Raw genomic sequence first — 14,570 nt, forward strand, 5'->3', positions numbered from 1 at the left:
TCCACGCCCGTTCCCTATACTCCGCAGCCATGAACATGGCCCCCGTCCCCGCCGGTTACCGCGCGCTCGCCGAGGCGCCCGCCATCGTGGCGGGGCCGCGGCACGTGGTGTGGCTGAGCGCCGACGGCGAGGTGGAGACCCTCGGCCCCGCCGACGCGGCGGCGCGGGTGCGCCGCGCGCCGCCGATCCTCTGCCACACCCGCGCCGTCGCCCGCCGTCTCGGCCTGGCGGAAGCGTTCCCGGCGCTGGACGTGCTGGAGCTGTTCGCCTTCGTCAAGCCCGCCAGCTTCTGCGTGCCGACGCCGCGCGGCCTGGCCGAGGCGCTCGACCTGCCGGTTCCCGACGGGGCGGAGGCCGACGCCGTCGCCCTGCAGCGGGCGGTGCGCCGGCTGCTCGGCCTGCTGGCCGCCCCCGGCCGTGCCGACGCGGCGGAGGCGGTGGCCGTGGCCTGGGAGATGGGGCGGGCCGGCTGGCCGTGGGCGGCGCCGGTGCTGGCGGCGCTCGGCCGTCCCGACGGGCCGCAGCGGGGCCGCGCGCTGGACGGCTTCCGCGTGTGGACCCGCCTCAAGGAGTGGCAGGAGGGTCCGCCCGAACCGCCGCCGCGCCAGAGCCCGGTCGACCCCGAGGAGGCGCGCCGGCGCCTCGCCGAGATGCTGGCGGCATCCGTTCCCGGCAAGGCGGCGGAGCCGCGGCCCCAGCAGGCCGACTACGCCAGCGCCGTCGCCGCCGCCTTCGCGCCGCGCCCGGCGCCGGAGACGCCCAACGTCGTGCTGGCCGAGGCCGGGACGGGGGTGGGCAAGACCCTGGGCTATCTCGCCCCCGCCACGGTGTGGGCGCAGAAGAACGGCGGCACCGTGTGGATCTCCACCTACACCCGCAACCTGCAGCACCAGATCGACACCGAGCTCGACCGCCTGTTCCCCGACCCGGCCGACAAGGCGCGCCGGGTCGTCGTGCGCAAGGGGCGGGAGAACTACCTGTGCCTGCTGAACCTGGAGGACGCGGTGCGCGGCCTGTTCGCCTCGCCCCACGCTGCGGTGGCGGTGGGGCTGATGGTGCGCTGGGCCGGCGCCACCCGCGACGGCGACCTCACCGGCGGCGACTTCCCGGGCTGGCTGGTCGACCTGCTCGGCCGGCCGCACACCCTGGGCCTCGCCGACCGCCGCGGCGAGTGCATCTACTCGTCCTGCGACCATTACGCCAAGTGCTTCATCGAGAAGAGCATCCGCCGCGCCCGCCGGGCCGAGGTGGTGATCGCCAACCACGCGCTGGTGATGGTGCAGGCGGCGCTTGGCGGCGGCGACGAGATGGCGCTGCCGACGCGCTACGTCTTCGACGAGGGGCACCACGTCTTCGATGCCGCCGACAACGCCTTCTGCGGCCATCTGACGGGGCGCGAGACCCACGAGCTGCGGCGCTGGCTGGTCGGGGCGGAGACCGAGGGCGGGCGCAGCCGGGCGCGCGGCCTGAAGCGCCGGCTGGAGGACCTGGTGGCCGGCGACGGCGAGGCCGAGGCGCTGCTCGACGCCGTCCTGGAGGCGGCGCGGGCGCTGCCCGCCGACGGCTGGCCGGCGCGGCTGATGGCGGAGAACCCGCACGGGCCGACCGAGCGCTTCCTGCTGACCGTGCGCGAGCAGGTGCGCGCCCGCGCCGCCGGCCAGGACGGTCCCTACAGCCTGGAGGCCGACACCGAACACCCCGTCGACGGCCTGCCCGCCGCGGCCGACGCGCTGGAGGCGGCACTGGCCCGCCTGTCCGAACCGCTGGCCGGCCTCGCCCGGCGCCTCGCCCAGCGGCTCGAGGACGAGGGGGCGGCCGAGCTCGACCCCGACCAGCGCCGCCGCATCGACGCGCTCGCGCGCAGCCTGCAGCGCCGCGGCGTGCTGACGGTGGAGGGCTGGCGCGCCATGCTGCTGGCGCTGAAGGCCGCCCCGCCGATCGAGTACGTCGACTGGTTCGCCCTGGAGCGCCAGGACGGCCGCGACGTCGATGTCGGCCTGTACCGCCACTGGGTCGATCCCACCGTGCCCTTCGCCGAGGCGCTGGGGGCGCAGGCCCACGGCATGGTGGTGACCTCGGCGACCCTGACCGACGGCACCGGCGACGTGGCGCTGGACTGGCGCGCCGCCGAGGACCGCAGCGGCGCCAGCCACCTGCCGCGCCCGGCCCTGCGCGCCCAGGTGCCGTCGCCCTTCGACTACCGCGCCCACACCCGCGTCCTGGTGGTCACCGACGTGCGCAAGGACGACCTCGGGCAGGTGGCGGCGGCCTACCGCGAGCTGTTCCTGGCGGCCCGCGGCGGCGGCCTCGGCCTGTTCACCGCGATCAGCCGGCTGCGCGCCGTCTACGACCGCATCGTCGCCCCGCTCGACGAGGCGGGGTTCCCGCTCTACGCCCAGCACGTCGACCCGCTCGACGTCGCCACCCTGATCGACATCTTCCGCGGCGAGGAGCACGCCTGCCTGCTCGGCACCGACGCGGTGCGCGACGGCGTCGACGTGCCGGGGCGCAGCCTGCGCCTGATCGTCTTCGACCGGGTGCCGTGGCCGCGCCCCGACATCCTCCACCGCGCCCGGCGCGACGCCTTCGGCCGGCGCCGCTACGAGGACATGATCGCGCGGCTGCGCCTGAAGCAGGCCTTCGGCCGGCTGGTGCGCCGCGCCGACGACGTGGGCGTCTTCGTCCTGCTCGACCCGATGATGCCGAGCCGCCTGTTCGGCGCCTTCCCCGAGGGCGTCGAGGTCCGCCGCGTCGGCCTCAAGGAAGCCGTGCGGGTGACGCGGGAGTTCCTTGCGGACTGAGCGGGCGCGGGGCGGCGGGAGGTCGGGTATGCTGGGACGACGTCGCGGACGAACGAGCGGCCCATGCCCCGCGTCTCCCTCGCCGAGCTCCTGACGGACGCCCGGTCCGGCGGCTACGCCGTGCCGGCCTTCAACCTGTGGACCTACCAGGACGCCCTCGCCCTGGTGGCGGCGGCCGAGCGGGCGCGCTCGCCGCTGATCCTCCAGACCTCGGGCACCTGCATCCGCCACAACGGGCTGCCGCTCGCCTACGCCATGGCCGAGACCGCGGCGCGTCCCGCCGGCGTGCCGGTCGCCGTGCACCTCGACCACGGCGAGGAGCTGCGGTCGATTTGCGACGCCATCCGGCTCGGCTACGACTCCGTCATGTACGACGGCTCCCGGCTGCCGGTGGAGCGCAACGTCGAGACCACCCGGGTGGTCAAGGCGGTGGCCGGCGCCTACGGCGTGTCGGTCGAGGCGGAGATCGGCCACGTGGCGAAAGGGGAGGGGGACCGCGAGGTCGTCACCACGCCCGAGGAGGCGCTGGCCTTCCTCGACGCCACCGGGGTCGACGCGCTGGCGGTGGCGGTGGGCACGCGCCACGGCATGCAGACCCGCGACGCGCCGCTGCGCTTCGACGCGCTGGACGCGCTGAGCGCGCGGGTGCCGGCGCCGCTCGTCCTGCACGGCTCCAGCGGCGTGCGCGACGAGGACCTGCCGCGGGTGGCGCGCTCGGCGGTGTGTAAGGTGAACATCGCCACCCGCCTGCGCCGCGTCTTCATCCGCGCGCTGGGCGAGGCGGCGGCGGCCTTCGAGGGCAGCGACCACGTCGCCCTGACGATGCGGGCCCACGAGGCGACGACCGGCGAGGCGATGCGGCTGATGGACCTCTTGGGCAGCGCCGGGCGCGCCTGAGCAGGGCCCGTCCGGCGGATGCGGGGGGCTCTAGAGCGGGATCGCTTCCGGCCTCCGGCCAAAAGCGATCCCGCTCTAAGCGGCGCGATTCAGCGCGTAGGGCCGGATCAGGATCTCCGGCGGGATGCACAAGGCCTCGGACAGGCGCCGGATCATCGACAGCGACAGCGCCCGGCGGCGGTTGAGGACTTCGGAGACGCGCCCGCTCGACCCGATGATCGGCTCCAGGTCGGCGCGGGTCATGCCGCGCTGCTCCATCATGAATTCGATGGCCGCGATCGGATCGGCCGGAGGCATCGGATGATGGCGGCGCTCGTAGGCCTCCACCAGCGTCATCAGGACGTCCAGGCGGTCGCCGTCCGGGGTGTCTGGATCGGCGTCCCACAGCCGTTCGGTCTCGGCGAGCGTCGCCCGGAAATCGTCGTCGGTCTTGATCGGCGTCACATCCATCAGATGCTCTCCAGCCGGCCCTGCCGGATCAGATCGTCCTATTCGGCATGGGTGCCGATCAAGCGGACATAGACCATGCGCCAACGGTACTTGATGACCACGACGAGGCGGTACTTGTTGCTCGCGATCTTGAAGACGACGCGCTCGCCGACGAAGCTCGCGGTGCGGAACTGGTCTTTGAGCTGCGACGGGCTGCCCCAGTCCGCCTTCTCGGTGATCGCGAACCACTGCACCAGGGGGGCTCGGCTGTCGGCGCGGCCGGGTGTCTCCCAATGATCGCGCAACGTCCGGTAGGCGATGATCCGCATGCGCCGACTGTAGCGCTCTCCCAATATGGGAGCAGGCGGGGCCGGATCAATCCGGTGCCCGCGTCGCCGCGCCATAGACGGCGAGCACCCGGCGCACCGCGGCGACGGCCAGCTCCCGCGCCGTCGCCGGCAGCCGGCCCTCGGCGACCTCGGGGTAGAGGGCGGCGAGGTATTGGCTGACCAGCGTCTCCGGCAGCGTCCGGCCCTCCAGGCGGCGGAACAGGGCGTCCACGGCCGCCGCCGCGTCGGCCTGCGGCCAGTAGTAGCGGATGCGGTCGGAGTAGCTGAAGTGGCGCTGCAGCCGCTGCTCCGCCGGGGTGCCGTGGCAGTACTTCGCCCACTCCCGGGGGTCGGCCGTCATCACCCGCTCCATGGCGGCGCGCAGGGTGCGCTCCGCGGGGACGCCGTCCAGCGCCTCGGCGATGTGGTCGAGGCCGTAGAGCGCCTCGCGGAGCGCGAAGGTCAGGGCCGGCCCGACCTTGAGGATGGCGAAGCCGTCCGCCACCAGCCGGCGCAGCGCCCAGGCCGGCTGGTAGTCGGTGGAGTGGGCCTCGAACACGAACTGCGGCATGCGCTCCAGCGCGGCGCTGAGCGCCGCCGCCCGGTCCGGCCGGTAGACCACCACGTTCTCGTTGCCGAACTCGACGCCGGGCTGCACGACGACGCCGATCGCCCGCTCGAAGGCGGCCGCGGCGCCGTGGTCGGCGAAGGCGCGGCGGTGCGCCTCCACCGTCGCCAGGGCCGCCGCCGGCGCGGTCACGGCGAGCTCGCCGATGGCCTCCAGCGCGCCGCCGGGGATCGGCACCTCGGTGCCGATGACGTAGACCGGCGCGGCGAAGCCCGACGCGGCGGCGGCGGTCTCGCTGGCCTTGGCGAGACGGGCGGCGCGGCCGGCCGTCACCGGATCGGGCAGGGCGGCCCCCTCGCCGGCGCAGCCCATGCTGGTGTCCAGGTGGATCTTGGTGAAGCCGGCCCGCACGAAGGCGTCGATCATCGCCTCGGCGCGCGCCATCGCCGTCTCGGCCGGCAGGTGCTTCCACGGGTTGGGGCCGAGATGGTCGCCGCCGAGGATCAGGTTCGCGGTGTCGAAGCCGACCGTGCCGGCGATGCCCTCGACGAAGCGGCGGAAGTCGGCCGGCGTCATGCCGGTGTAGCCGCCCTCCTGGTTCACCTGGTTGCAGGTGGCCTCGATCAGCACCGGGCCGCCGGCGTCGCGGCCGTGGCGCAGGGCCGCCTCGATCACCAGCGGGTGGGCCGAGCACACCGAGGTGATGCCGACCGGTTCGCCGGCCGCCCGGCGGCCCGGGAAGGAGCCGAGAAGGGTGGTGCTCATGACGCGTCTCCGTTGCTGTGCCGCGCCAGGAACGCGGTGAGTTCGGCCTCGGTGGAAGTCCCCTCCATGGGACCCTTGACGGTGACCGCCCGCGCCCCGCCGGCGTTGGCCAGGAGCAGGGCGCGGCGGGGCTCGAGGCCGCGCAGCCAGGCCGTCACGAAGATCGCGCCGAAGCAGTCGCCGGCCCCGGTGGGATCGACCTCGGCGACGGGGAAGGCGGCGACGCGGGTGCTGCCGCCGCGGTCGTGGTGGCTGGCGCCGGCGGCGCCGCGCTTGACCACGACGGCCCGGACGCCGCCCTCCAGGATCTCGGCGATGGCGGCGTCCTCCTCGGTCGCCCGGGTGAACAGGAACAGCTCCGGGCCGCTCGGCAGGAACAGGTCGGTGTGCCGGAAGACGTGCAGCAGGGCGTCGTGCAGGCCGGGCAGCCCGAGCATCTCCTTGCGGATGTTGGGGTCGAAGGAGACGGTGCCGCCGCGGCCCTTGACCGCGTCGAGGGCGTCGCGGATGAGCGCCACGACCGGCTCGGCGACGAGGGCCGAGCCCATGACGTGGAGGTGGTCGGCGCGGGCGATCAGTGCCGCCGCCTGCGGCGTCGGCCCGATCCGGCCGCAGGCGCTGTGCTTGATGTTGAAGACGAAGTCGCGCTGGCCGTCGGGGCGGTAGCGCACGAAGGCGCTGCCGGTCGGGACGTCGGCGGCGACGGCGATGGCCGAGACGTCGACGCCGTCGGCGCGCAGGCGCGCCACGTTCAGCGCGCCGAAATCGTCGTCGCCGACGCAGGCGACGATGCCGCAGGGCTGCCCCAGCTTGGCCACCTGGTCGATGAAGATCGCCGGCGCGCCCGAGGGGAAGGGGCCGACCAGGGGGATCGGCCGGCGGAAGCCGTGGCCCGGCTCGACCGCCATGATCTCGACGAGCACCTCGCCGATGGTGACGATGGTCTTCATGGGGGACCCGTTCAGGCGCGGTTGGACTTGCTGCGGACGTCGATCAGGACGGCCACGATGATCACCAGCCCCTTGACGATGAGCTGGTAGAAGTAGGGCACCGAGAGCAGGCTCATGCCGTTGTTGATGACGCCGATGATGAGGGCGCCGAGCAGCGTGCCGACCATCGTGCCGACGCCGCCGGCGAGGCTGGTGCCGCCGAGCACGGCCGCCGCGATGGCGTCCAGCTCGTAGCCCATGCCGGCGTTGGTCTGGGCCGAGCCGAGGCGCGACGACAGGAGGATGCCGCTGATCGCCGCCATCGTCCCGGAGATCATGAAGACGACGACCTTGATGCGGTCGACGCGGATGCCCGAATAGACCGCCGCCTCCCGGTTGCCGCCGGCGAGGTAGACGCGGCGGCCGAACACCGTCTTCGACAGCAGCACGTGGTTGAGGACGAAGAGCACCAGGACGATCCAGATCAGGATCGGCAGGCCGAGCCAGCGGTCGGCGCCGATCGCCAGCCAGGCGTCGTCGCCGATCGGCGCCGGCAGGCCCTGGGTGGGCAGGCTCACCAGGCCGCGGTAGATGCCCATGGTCGCCACGGTGACGATGAAGGAGGGCAGGCGCAGGTGCGCCGCCAGCACGCCGTTGCAGGCCCCCATCAGCGCCCCGGCGGCGAGGGTGAACAGCACCGTCGGCCAGAAGCCGAAGCCGAGGGCGAAGCTCTGCGCCGCCACCATGCCGGCGACGGCGAGGATGGAGCCGACCGACAGGTCGATCTCGCCGAGCAGGATGACGTAGGTCATGCCGTAGGCGGCGACCGCCACCACCGCCACCTGCTGCATGATGTTGAGCAGGTTGTTGACCACCAGGAAGCGCGGGCTCAGCGCCGTGAAGACGACGCACAGCACGGCCAGGGAGAGGACGATGCCGCCGTACTGGCGGGCGAGCGGCGAGCCGGTGAGCCGCGTGGCGAGCGTGTTCATGCGTGCATCCCCGCTGCGTGGGTCATGACCGTCTCGGGCGTGAGGCCGGCCGCGTCGAGCACCGCGGCCACCCGCTTGTCGTGCATGACGACGAGGCGGTCGGAGAGGCCGAGGACCTCGGGAAGGTCGGAGGAGACCATCAGGATGGCCGCCCCGTCGGCGGCGAGCTGGCGGATGATCCGGTAGATCTCGTGCTTGGCGCCGACGTCGACGCCGCGGGTCGGCTCGTCGAGGATCAGCACCCGTGGCCGGATGCGCAGCCACTTCGCCAGCACGATCTTCTGCTGGTTGCCGCCGCTGAGGTTGCCGGCGGGGGTGTCGATGCCGGCGGTCTTGATCGACAGCCGCGCCACCTCCTCCCGCGCCGCCGCCGCCTCGGCGGCCGGCCGGGCGAAGCCGAAGCGGTTCGCCACCCGGTCGAGCGCCACCATGTTGATGTTGCGCTCCACGGCGTGGGCAAGGACCAGCCCCTCCTCCTTGCGGTTCTCGGTGGCGAAGGCGATGCCGTGGCGGATGGCCTCGCTGGGCGAGCGGAGGCGGACCGGCCGGCCGTCCAGCTCGACCGTCCCGCGGTCGATCCGGGCCATGCCGAACAGCGCGTTCATGACGTCGGACCGCCCGGCCCCGACCAGGCCGAAGAATCCCAGCACCTCGCCCGGGCGCACGTCGAAGGACACGTCCTCGAAGAGGCGGCCGGAGGCCAGGCCGCGCACGGCGAGGACCGGCGGCACCGTGGCGGCGGGCCGCGGCACGGTGCGGGCGGGATAGACGTCGTTCATCTCGCGGCCCACCATCATGGCGATCAGGCGCTCGATGGTGGTGTCCTCGCGGCGCATGGTGCCGACGAAGGCGCCGTCGCGGATCACCGTGACGTCGTCGGACAGCCGCATGATCTCCTCCATGCGGTGCGAGATGTAGATGACGGCGACGCCCCGCGCCTTCAGCTTGGCGATGATCTGGAACAGGATCTCCGCCTCGTTGTCCGACAAGGACGAGGTCGGCTCGTCGAGGATCACCAGATCGGCCGGGTGGCTGAGGCCCTTGGCGATCTCGACGAGCTGGCGGCGGGCGATCGACAGGTCGCCCACCTTGGCGCGGACGTCGACCGGCAGCCCCAGCTCCTCCACCAGCGCGGCGGCGCGGCGGTGGAGCGCGCGGTCGTCGATGAAGCCGAAGCGGTTGGGCTCGTGGGTGGCGAAGATGTTCTCGGCCACCGTGAGGTTGCGGCACAGGCTCAGCTCCTGGAACACGATGGTCAGGCCGCTGAGGCGGGCGTCGCGGGGATCGGCCGGACGGTAGGGCCGGCCCTTGAAGAGGATCTCGCCCGACGTCGGCGGATGGACGCCGGCGAGGATCTTCATGAGCGTGCTCTTGCCGGCCCCGTTCTCGCCGATCAGGGTGTGGACGCGGCCGCGCCGCACCCGCAGGGTCATGCGGTTGAGGGCCGCGACGGGGCCGAAGGTCTTCGTCACGTCACGGATGTCGAGCACCGTGTCGTCGGCGGGCGTGGTCATGGCGCTCGCTCCCTGGAGGTCGTCCCGGTTCGCCCCCACCCTTCCGGCCTGCGGCCGGGTCCCTCCCTCCCCCGCGAGGCGGGGGAGGGCCAGGGTGGGGGCAGGAGGTTGGCGGATCAAGCGCTTGCCGGGGCCGTCCGCGCGCCGCGGCTCACTTCGTCTCGCCCTCCTTGGTGACGACTCCGGGGACGATCGGCTGCTCGGCCGGGACGGTCTCGCCCTTGATCACCTTGGCGGCGGTCTCGACGGCGACCTTGCCCATCTGGTCCGGGTACTGGGCGATCACGCCGACCATCACCGGGTTGCTCCGCACCGCCTCGCGGGCCTCCTCCATGCCGTCGAAGCCGATGACCTTGACCTTGTCGTCCATCTTCGCCGAGGCGACGGCCGACGCGGCGGCCAGGGCGGCGTCGTCGCCGAAGCCGAAGATGCCGTCGACCTCGGGATGGGCCTGCAGGATGTTCTGGGCGGTGGTGAGCGCCTCGGAGCGGGTGATGCCGGCCTGGACCGCGACGATCTTGATGCCGGGGTGGGACTCCATCGCCTTCTTGAAGCCGTTCACCCGGTCGACCACCGACTGCACCATGGGATAGTCGATGATGGCGACCTCGCCCTTGTCGCCCAGCACCTTGGCCATCAGCTCGCCGGCCCTGACGCCGCCGGTGTAGTTGTCGGTGCCGATGTGGGAGGTGACGGTCACGCCCTTGGCCGGGATGTCGACGGTGATGACCTTGATGCCCGCCTTCTGGGCCTTGTTGATCACCGCCTTGACGCCGGTGCTGTCGACCGGCGCGATGACCAGGACGTCGACGCCCTTGGTGATGAAGTCCTCGACGTCGGCGAACTGCTTGTTGAGGTCCTGGTTGGCGATCGCGATCTCCAGCGGGACGCCCTCCGCCGCGGCTTCCGCCTTCATGGCGTCGGCGAGCGCGATGTAGAAGGGGTGCTGCTGGGTCAGGAGCGACGCTCCGATGCCCGCGGCGGACGCGGTGCCGGTCAGGCCGGCGATGGCGATGCCGGCGAGCAGCAGCCTGGAAAACACACTTCGGGACATGCTCTTCCTCCTGATTGGCCGACCCGGGGCGGGCGGTCGTTCTTGTGCATCGAGGGAGGAGGCGGGGCTCCGGCACGGTCCTCCGACCGGCCGGCGGAGCGTTCCGTCGCGACCGCGGGCGCGCCCATGCGCCCGGGCGTCGGCGCCGGAGCGCAGCGGGCCCGCGCCTCCCTCTCCGCCACATGGCTGTTGACGGCATAAGAGACTTCGTGGCATGCAATGTCAAATCAAAATTGCCGCGCGTAAATTTTCTTGATAGCGCGCGTCCAAACAAAAAGGCCCGCGCGGAGGGAGCCGGGGAAGGAATCCCGGGCCGGTGCGCGGCGTCGGGCGTTCGAAATTTTGCGCGCGGTGATGTTTCGCGCTAAGAACGCGCGGTGCGCGAACGGCTATGGAAGGCGACTCCGGGCGGTGGGCCATCGCTTCCGGAGCCCGATGCGAGATGGCCCCAGCCGGAAGCCTGCCATGACCGAAAAGCTCGTCAGAAATATGGAGGACTTCGCGCGCGCCAGCGGTCTGTCGCGCCCCACGATCTCCAAGTACTTCAACGATCCGAATTCCGTCCGGCGCTCGACCCGGGAGAAGATCGAGCGGGCACTTCTCGAGTTCGACTATCGGCCGAACATCCATGCGGTCAATCTGAACCGCAAGAACCCGCGCAACATCGGCGTCATCGTGCCGTACATCCTCGATCCGTTCTTCGCCGAGATCGTGCGGCAGATCGAGATCCTCAGCCTGCGCGAAGGCTATTGGGCGATCGTCGTCAGCTCCCACGGCGACCGCGGGCTGGAGGCCAAGGCCATCCAGACCTTCCTGTCGCTCAAGCTGTCGGGGGCGGTGATCGCGCCGCTGGGGGAGGATTCCGACCTCGACCTGATCAACGGCCTGCGGCGCTCCATGCCGCTGGTGTTCTTGGATTCGCGGATCGCCGACGACCTGCCGTTCGTCGGCACCGACAACGTCCAGAGCGTGTCGCTGATGGTCGAATATCTCTGCCGGACGGGCGAGCGGCCCTGCTTCCTCGAGATGCCGCCGCTCAACCGCAACGCCCTGGAGCGCAGCGCCGCCTACGTCCGCGCCATGGAGCGGCTGGGGCACGAGCCGCACGTCGTCGCCACGCGGTCGGCGAGCTGGGAGTTCGAACGGGTGGGCTTCGAGGAGACCAACCGCATCCTCGACGACGGCGGCTTCCCCACGCGCACCGTCCTGTGCGCCAACGACCGCCTGGCGTTCGGCGTGATGGCCGCGGCCTACCAGCGCGGCCTGCGGATCGGCCGCGGCGTGGAGGCTGACCTGCGCGTGGCGGCCCATGACGATCACCCGCTCAGCCGCTATACCTGTCCCGCGCTCACCACGGTGGCGCAGGACTACGCGCAGCTCGCCCGGACCAGCCTCAACCTCCTGCTCGGCATGATCGACGGCTCGGTGCCGCTGGACGCCACGCCCGACCGCAGTCCCCTCACGCTGCTGGAGGCCCGGCTGATCATGCGCGACTCCGCGTGACCGTCCTCTCCGGGTTCCGAAGGATTCACGATGTTCCGACACGCCCTGCTGTTCGATCTCGACGGCACGCTCATCGACAGCAACCCGTTCCACCTCCGTGCCTTCCGCGAGATCGGCCAGCGCTACGGCGTGACCGTCACCGAGGAGGTCTTCCGCGACAAGATCTCCGGGCAGAGCAACGCGGAGATCTGCCGCGTCCTCTTCCCGCACGTGGAGGAGGCGCTGCACCCCGCCATCGCCGACGAGAAGGAGGCGCTGTTCCGCAGCCTGCTCAGCCGCGAGGCGCAGGCCGTCGCCGGCCTGCCGCCGCTTCTGGAGTGGGCGCGGGAGCGGGGATGGGGGGTGGCGCTCGTCACCAACGCGCCGCGCGCCAACGCCGACCACATGCTCGACGCGATCGCCGTGACCGACCGCTTCCACGCCACCGTCGCCGCCGAGGACGTGGCGCGCGGCAAGCCCGATCCCTTGCCCTACCGGACGGCGCTGGACCGCCTCGGCGTCCCGGCCGCGGCGGCGGTGGCGTTCGAGGACGCGGTGCCCGGCCTGTCGGCGGCGGTCGCCGCCGGCATCCCCACCATCGGCCTGTCCACCACCATGGACGCCGACGCCCTGCTGGCCGCCGGCGCCGCCCTGGCGGTTCCCGACTTCCGGGACCCGGCGCTCCGGCGCTTCATCCTCGACCGCTTCGGCGGCTGACCCGGGCGCCCGTCGCGGTCGCCGGACGTCGCCTTCCCCCGGCACGGCCGGGGAGGGCGGGGGCAGGGTGTGGCGCGAGCGCCGGCGCAACCGCCGCGCATCCCGACGGCTCCCATTCCGGACGTGCCTGCGCTACACTGTTGCGGAGACGGGGCGTTCACCACCCGACGGGAAAGGTCTTTTCCGGTAAAGATGGTCGCCGATCGCCGACCTCGGCGCGATCGTGCAGTGAAAGTTCGGCTTCGGCGGGTCAGTTCCACCAACACCAGGTTTGCGGCATGCAAGAACCGACGTCGGTTACCGACCTTCTGACGACCCGCCTCCTGCTCCTGTCCAACACCCTGGCTCTTTACAGCAGCCGCTATTACCGCCAGCAGTTCGGCGTCACCCTGCCGGAATGGCGCGTGATGTCGATCATCGCGTCGCGTGACGGCACCACCGCGCGCGACATCAGCCGCGCCCTGGCCACGGACAAGGCCTGGGTCGGGCTTTCGGTGAAGAGCCTGGCGGAGCGCGGTCTGCTGACGCGCTCCTCGGACACGCAGGACAGCCGCCGGGTTCTCCTGAGCCTCACGACGCGCGGCCGTGACCTGCACGACGCGATCATGGCCGTCGCCCAACGGCGGCAGCGGAGACTCCTGGCGACCCTTCCCGACGGCGCCGCCGACGTGCTGAGCCTGAGCCTCGACCGCCTGCAGGCCGAAGCCGACCGGATGCTGGCCGAACTCGATCCGTCCGCCCCGGACGACGCCCCGTAGCGCGTCCGCACCCCGGCCGGCGCGCCAGCGCCCGCACGGCGTCGCGCCCCTCCCGACACGCCCGCCCCGACACGCCCGCCCTGGCACGCCGGCCACGGCCGCCGTCCGCGATTGCGGGGCGGGCATGCAGTCGGCTGCCCGAACGGTTTGCTTGACCGCGGTGGCGTGCGGGGCATATGGTAGTGATCACACCTATCTTGGCGGCGGCGCGGCCGGGGAGCGGATGGGGCCGGCCGCTCTCCGGGCCCGGCGATGCGCCATGCACCAGACCTCCGCCGCGAAGCGGAGCGACAGGGAGGATCACCGATGATCGACAGACGGACGTTGCTGTGCCGGAGCCTCGCCGCGGGCGCCGCGTCGCTCCTGCCGCGCGCGCTGTGGGCGGCGGACTGGGACGCCACCGTGGCCGCCGCCCGGAAGGAGGGGCGGGCGGTCCTCTACTCGGCCGGCATCGCCCGGGTCGAGGAACCGGCGATCGCCGCCTTCGGCCGGGAGTCCGGCATCGCGGTCGACTATGCGCGTCCCGGCGGCGGCGAGATCATCATGCGCAAGTTCGAGCAGGAGCTGACCGGCGGTGCCGCGACGGCCGACGTCTGCTCGCTGAGCGACTACGCGCTCGGCCTCTACGCGCGGGAGAAGGGCTGGACGGCGACGCCGGACCTGCCGAACGCGGCGAAGCTCGCCCCGGCGTTCGCCATGAAGGACGCGGGGATCTATCCGACCGCCGGCATGGCGCTGGTCATCGCCGTCAACACCGACATGATCGCCGACGGTCAGGAGCCGCGCACCTACGCCGCCCTCGCCGACCCGCGCTACAAGGGGCAGGTCCTGTTCGGCGCGCCGGAGAACGCCGGCACCTCGACTCTGCTGATCAAGGCGCTGGTCGAGCAGCACGGCTGGGACTTCGTCCGCGCCCTGCGGGCCAACGACGTCGGCGAAATGCGCCTCCAGGCCGAGGCGATGCAGGCGGTGGCGCGCGGCGAGAAGCCCATCTGCGTCGTCGCCCAGGCGTGGGGCCATCTCTACCGGGAGCAGGGGGCGCCGGTCCGGCTGATCTTCCCCGAGGACGGGACGGTCATGGCCCGCTACTGCCTGTTCGTGTCGTCCAAATCGCCCCGTCCCGCCGCCGCCGCGGTGCTGGCGAACCATCTCCTCTCCGCGGAATACCAGGCGAAGCTGGCCGACCAGATGGGCGCCTACGGATCGAACGCCGACGCGCCGACGCCCAAGGGCCTGCCGCCCGTGTCCCAGCTCAAGGTCTACGAGCCGAACCTGGCGGAGCTGATGGCCGAGCGCGGCCAGATCATCGACACCTGGCGCAAGATCATGAGCTGA

At 72.5% G+C, this 14,570-nt stretch carries 13 protein-coding genes; 6 read left to right on the top strand and 7 right to left on the bottom strand.

Features of this window, described 5'->3' with window-relative positions:
- The first annotated feature begins 29 nt into the window (after positions 1–29).
- Complete coding sequence (locus ACSBPG_RS19500) at positions 30–2,801, top strand: ATP-dependent DNA helicase (protein ID WP_435538870.1); 2,772 nt, start codon at positions 30–32, stop codon at positions 2,799–2,801.
- 63 nt (positions 2,802–2,864) lie between these two features.
- Complete coding sequence (locus ACSBPG_RS19505) at positions 2,865–3,698, top strand: class II fructose-bisphosphate aldolase (RefSeq protein WP_435538871.1); 834 nt, start codon at positions 2,865–2,867, stop codon at positions 3,696–3,698.
- 75 nt (positions 3,699–3,773) lie between these two features.
- Here the strand turns inward: ACSBPG_RS19505 and ACSBPG_RS19510 are convergent, their stop codons facing one another.
- The 7 genes from ACSBPG_RS19510 to ACSBPG_RS19540 form a co-directional block, all read right to left on the bottom strand.
- Positions 3,774–4,148 carry a helix-turn-helix domain-containing protein gene (locus ACSBPG_RS19510; RefSeq protein ID WP_435538872.1) on the bottom strand — a complete coding sequence of 125 codons (375 nt, stop codon included), beginning with the start codon at positions 4,146–4,148 and terminating at the stop codon, positions 3,774–3,776.
- A gap of 38 nt (positions 4,149–4,186) precedes the next feature.
- A complete protein-coding gene (locus ACSBPG_RS19515) occupies positions 4,187–4,456 on the bottom strand; it encodes a type II toxin-antitoxin system HigB family toxin (RefSeq protein ID WP_435538873.1) in 270 nt (89 codons plus the stop codon).
- A 46-nt stretch (positions 4,457–4,502) separates the two neighbouring features.
- Positions 4,503–5,789, bottom strand: coding sequence for a D-tagatose-bisphosphate aldolase, class II, non-catalytic subunit (locus tag ACSBPG_RS19520; protein ID WP_435538874.1), 1,287 nt, complete (start codon positions 5,787–5,789; stop codon positions 4,503–4,505).
- Positions 5,786–6,739 (bottom strand): tagatose kinase, encoded by a 954-nt coding sequence (locus ACSBPG_RS19525; RefSeq protein ID WP_435538875.1) that lies wholly within the window; start codon positions 6,737–6,739, stop codon positions 5,786–5,788. Before ACSBPG_RS19525 ends, ACSBPG_RS19520 begins: the two co-directional genes overlap by 4 nt.
- Positions 6,740–6,750: 11 nt before the next feature.
- Positions 6,751–7,710: an ABC transporter permease gene (locus tag ACSBPG_RS19530; protein WP_435538876.1), complete on the bottom strand. Its 960-nt coding sequence runs from the start codon at positions 7,708–7,710 to the stop codon at positions 6,751–6,753.
- A complete protein-coding gene (locus ACSBPG_RS19535; RefSeq protein WP_435538877.1) occupies positions 7,707–9,224 on the bottom strand; it encodes a sugar ABC transporter ATP-binding protein in 1,518 nt (505 codons plus the stop codon). The genes ACSBPG_RS19530 and ACSBPG_RS19535 overlap by 4 nt, the downstream gene beginning before the upstream one ends.
- Positions 9,225–9,375: 151 nt before the next feature.
- Positions 9,376–10,278, bottom strand: coding sequence for a substrate-binding domain-containing protein (locus tag ACSBPG_RS19540; RefSeq protein WP_435538878.1), 903 nt, complete (start codon positions 10,276–10,278; stop codon positions 9,376–9,378).
- A 465-nt stretch (positions 10,279–10,743) separates the two neighbouring features.
- Between ACSBPG_RS19540 and ACSBPG_RS19545 the strand changes: the two genes are divergently transcribed.
- The 4 genes from ACSBPG_RS19545 (at position 10,744) to ACSBPG_RS19560 (ending at position 14,570) form a co-directional block, all read left to right on the top strand.
- Positions 10,744–11,781, top strand: a complete 1,038-nt coding sequence (locus ACSBPG_RS19545; protein WP_435538879.1) for a LacI family DNA-binding transcriptional regulator — start codon at positions 10,744–10,746, stop codon at positions 11,779–11,781.
- Between the two features lie 30 nt (positions 11,782–11,811).
- A complete protein-coding gene (locus tag ACSBPG_RS19550; RefSeq protein WP_435538880.1) occupies positions 11,812–12,477 on the top strand; it encodes an HAD family hydrolase in 666 nt (221 codons plus the stop codon).
- A 278-nt stretch (positions 12,478–12,755) separates the two neighbouring features.
- On the top strand, positions 12,756–13,235 hold the full coding sequence (locus tag ACSBPG_RS19555; protein ID WP_435538881.1) for a MarR family winged helix-turn-helix transcriptional regulator: 480 nt from the start codon (positions 12,756–12,758) through the stop codon (positions 13,233–13,235).
- Positions 13,236–13,541: 306 nt separating this feature from the next.
- Positions 13,542–14,570: an ABC transporter substrate-binding protein gene (locus ACSBPG_RS19560; protein WP_435538882.1), complete on the top strand. Its 1,029-nt coding sequence runs from the start codon at positions 13,542–13,544 to the stop codon at positions 14,568–14,570.

It is taken from the genome of Azospirillum sp. ST 5-10 (assembly GCF_051225715.1).
Lineage (GTDB): Bacteria > Pseudomonadota > Alphaproteobacteria > Azospirillales > Azospirillaceae > Azospirillum.

Coding starts and splice junctions, on each gene's coding strand:
- ACSBPG_RS19500 (WP_435538870.1), top strand. CDS start 30: ATGAACATGGCCCCCGTCCCCGCCGGTTACCGCGCGCTCGCCGAGGCG.
- ACSBPG_RS19505 (WP_435538871.1), top strand. CDS start 2,865: ATGCCCCGCGTCTCCCTCGCCGAGCTCCTGACGGACGCCCGGTCCGGC.
- ACSBPG_RS19510 (WP_435538872.1), bottom strand. CDS start 4,148: ATGGATGTGACGCCGATCAAGACCGACGACGATTTCCGGGCGACGCTC.
- ACSBPG_RS19515 (WP_435538873.1), bottom strand. CDS start 4,456: ATGCGGATCATCGCCTACCGGACGTTGCGCGATCATTGGGAGACACCC.
- ACSBPG_RS19520 (WP_435538874.1), bottom strand. CDS start 5,789: ATGAGCACCACCCTTCTCGGCTCCTTCCCGGGCCGCCGGGCGGCCGGC.
- ACSBPG_RS19525 (WP_435538875.1), bottom strand. CDS start 6,739: ATGAAGACCATCGTCACCATCGGCGAGGTGCTCGTCGAGATCATGGCG.
- ACSBPG_RS19530 (WP_435538876.1), bottom strand. CDS start 7,710: ATGAACACGCTCGCCACGCGGCTCACCGGCTCGCCGCTCGCCCGCCAG.
- ACSBPG_RS19535 (WP_435538877.1), bottom strand. CDS start 9,224: ATGACCACGCCCGCCGACGACACGGTGCTCGACATCCGTGACGTGACG.
- ACSBPG_RS19540 (WP_435538878.1), bottom strand. CDS start 10,278: ATGTCCCGAAGTGTGTTTTCCAGGCTGCTGCTCGCCGGCATCGCCATC.
- ACSBPG_RS19545 (WP_435538879.1), top strand. CDS start 10,744: ATGACCGAAAAGCTCGTCAGAAATATGGAGGACTTCGCGCGCGCCAGC.
- ACSBPG_RS19550 (WP_435538880.1), top strand. CDS start 11,812: ATGTTCCGACACGCCCTGCTGTTCGATCTCGACGGCACGCTCATCGAC.
- ACSBPG_RS19555 (WP_435538881.1), top strand. CDS start 12,756: ATGCAAGAACCGACGTCGGTTACCGACCTTCTGACGACCCGCCTCCTG.
- ACSBPG_RS19560 (WP_435538882.1), top strand. CDS start 13,542: ATGATCGACAGACGGACGTTGCTGTGCCGGAGCCTCGCCGCGGGCGCC.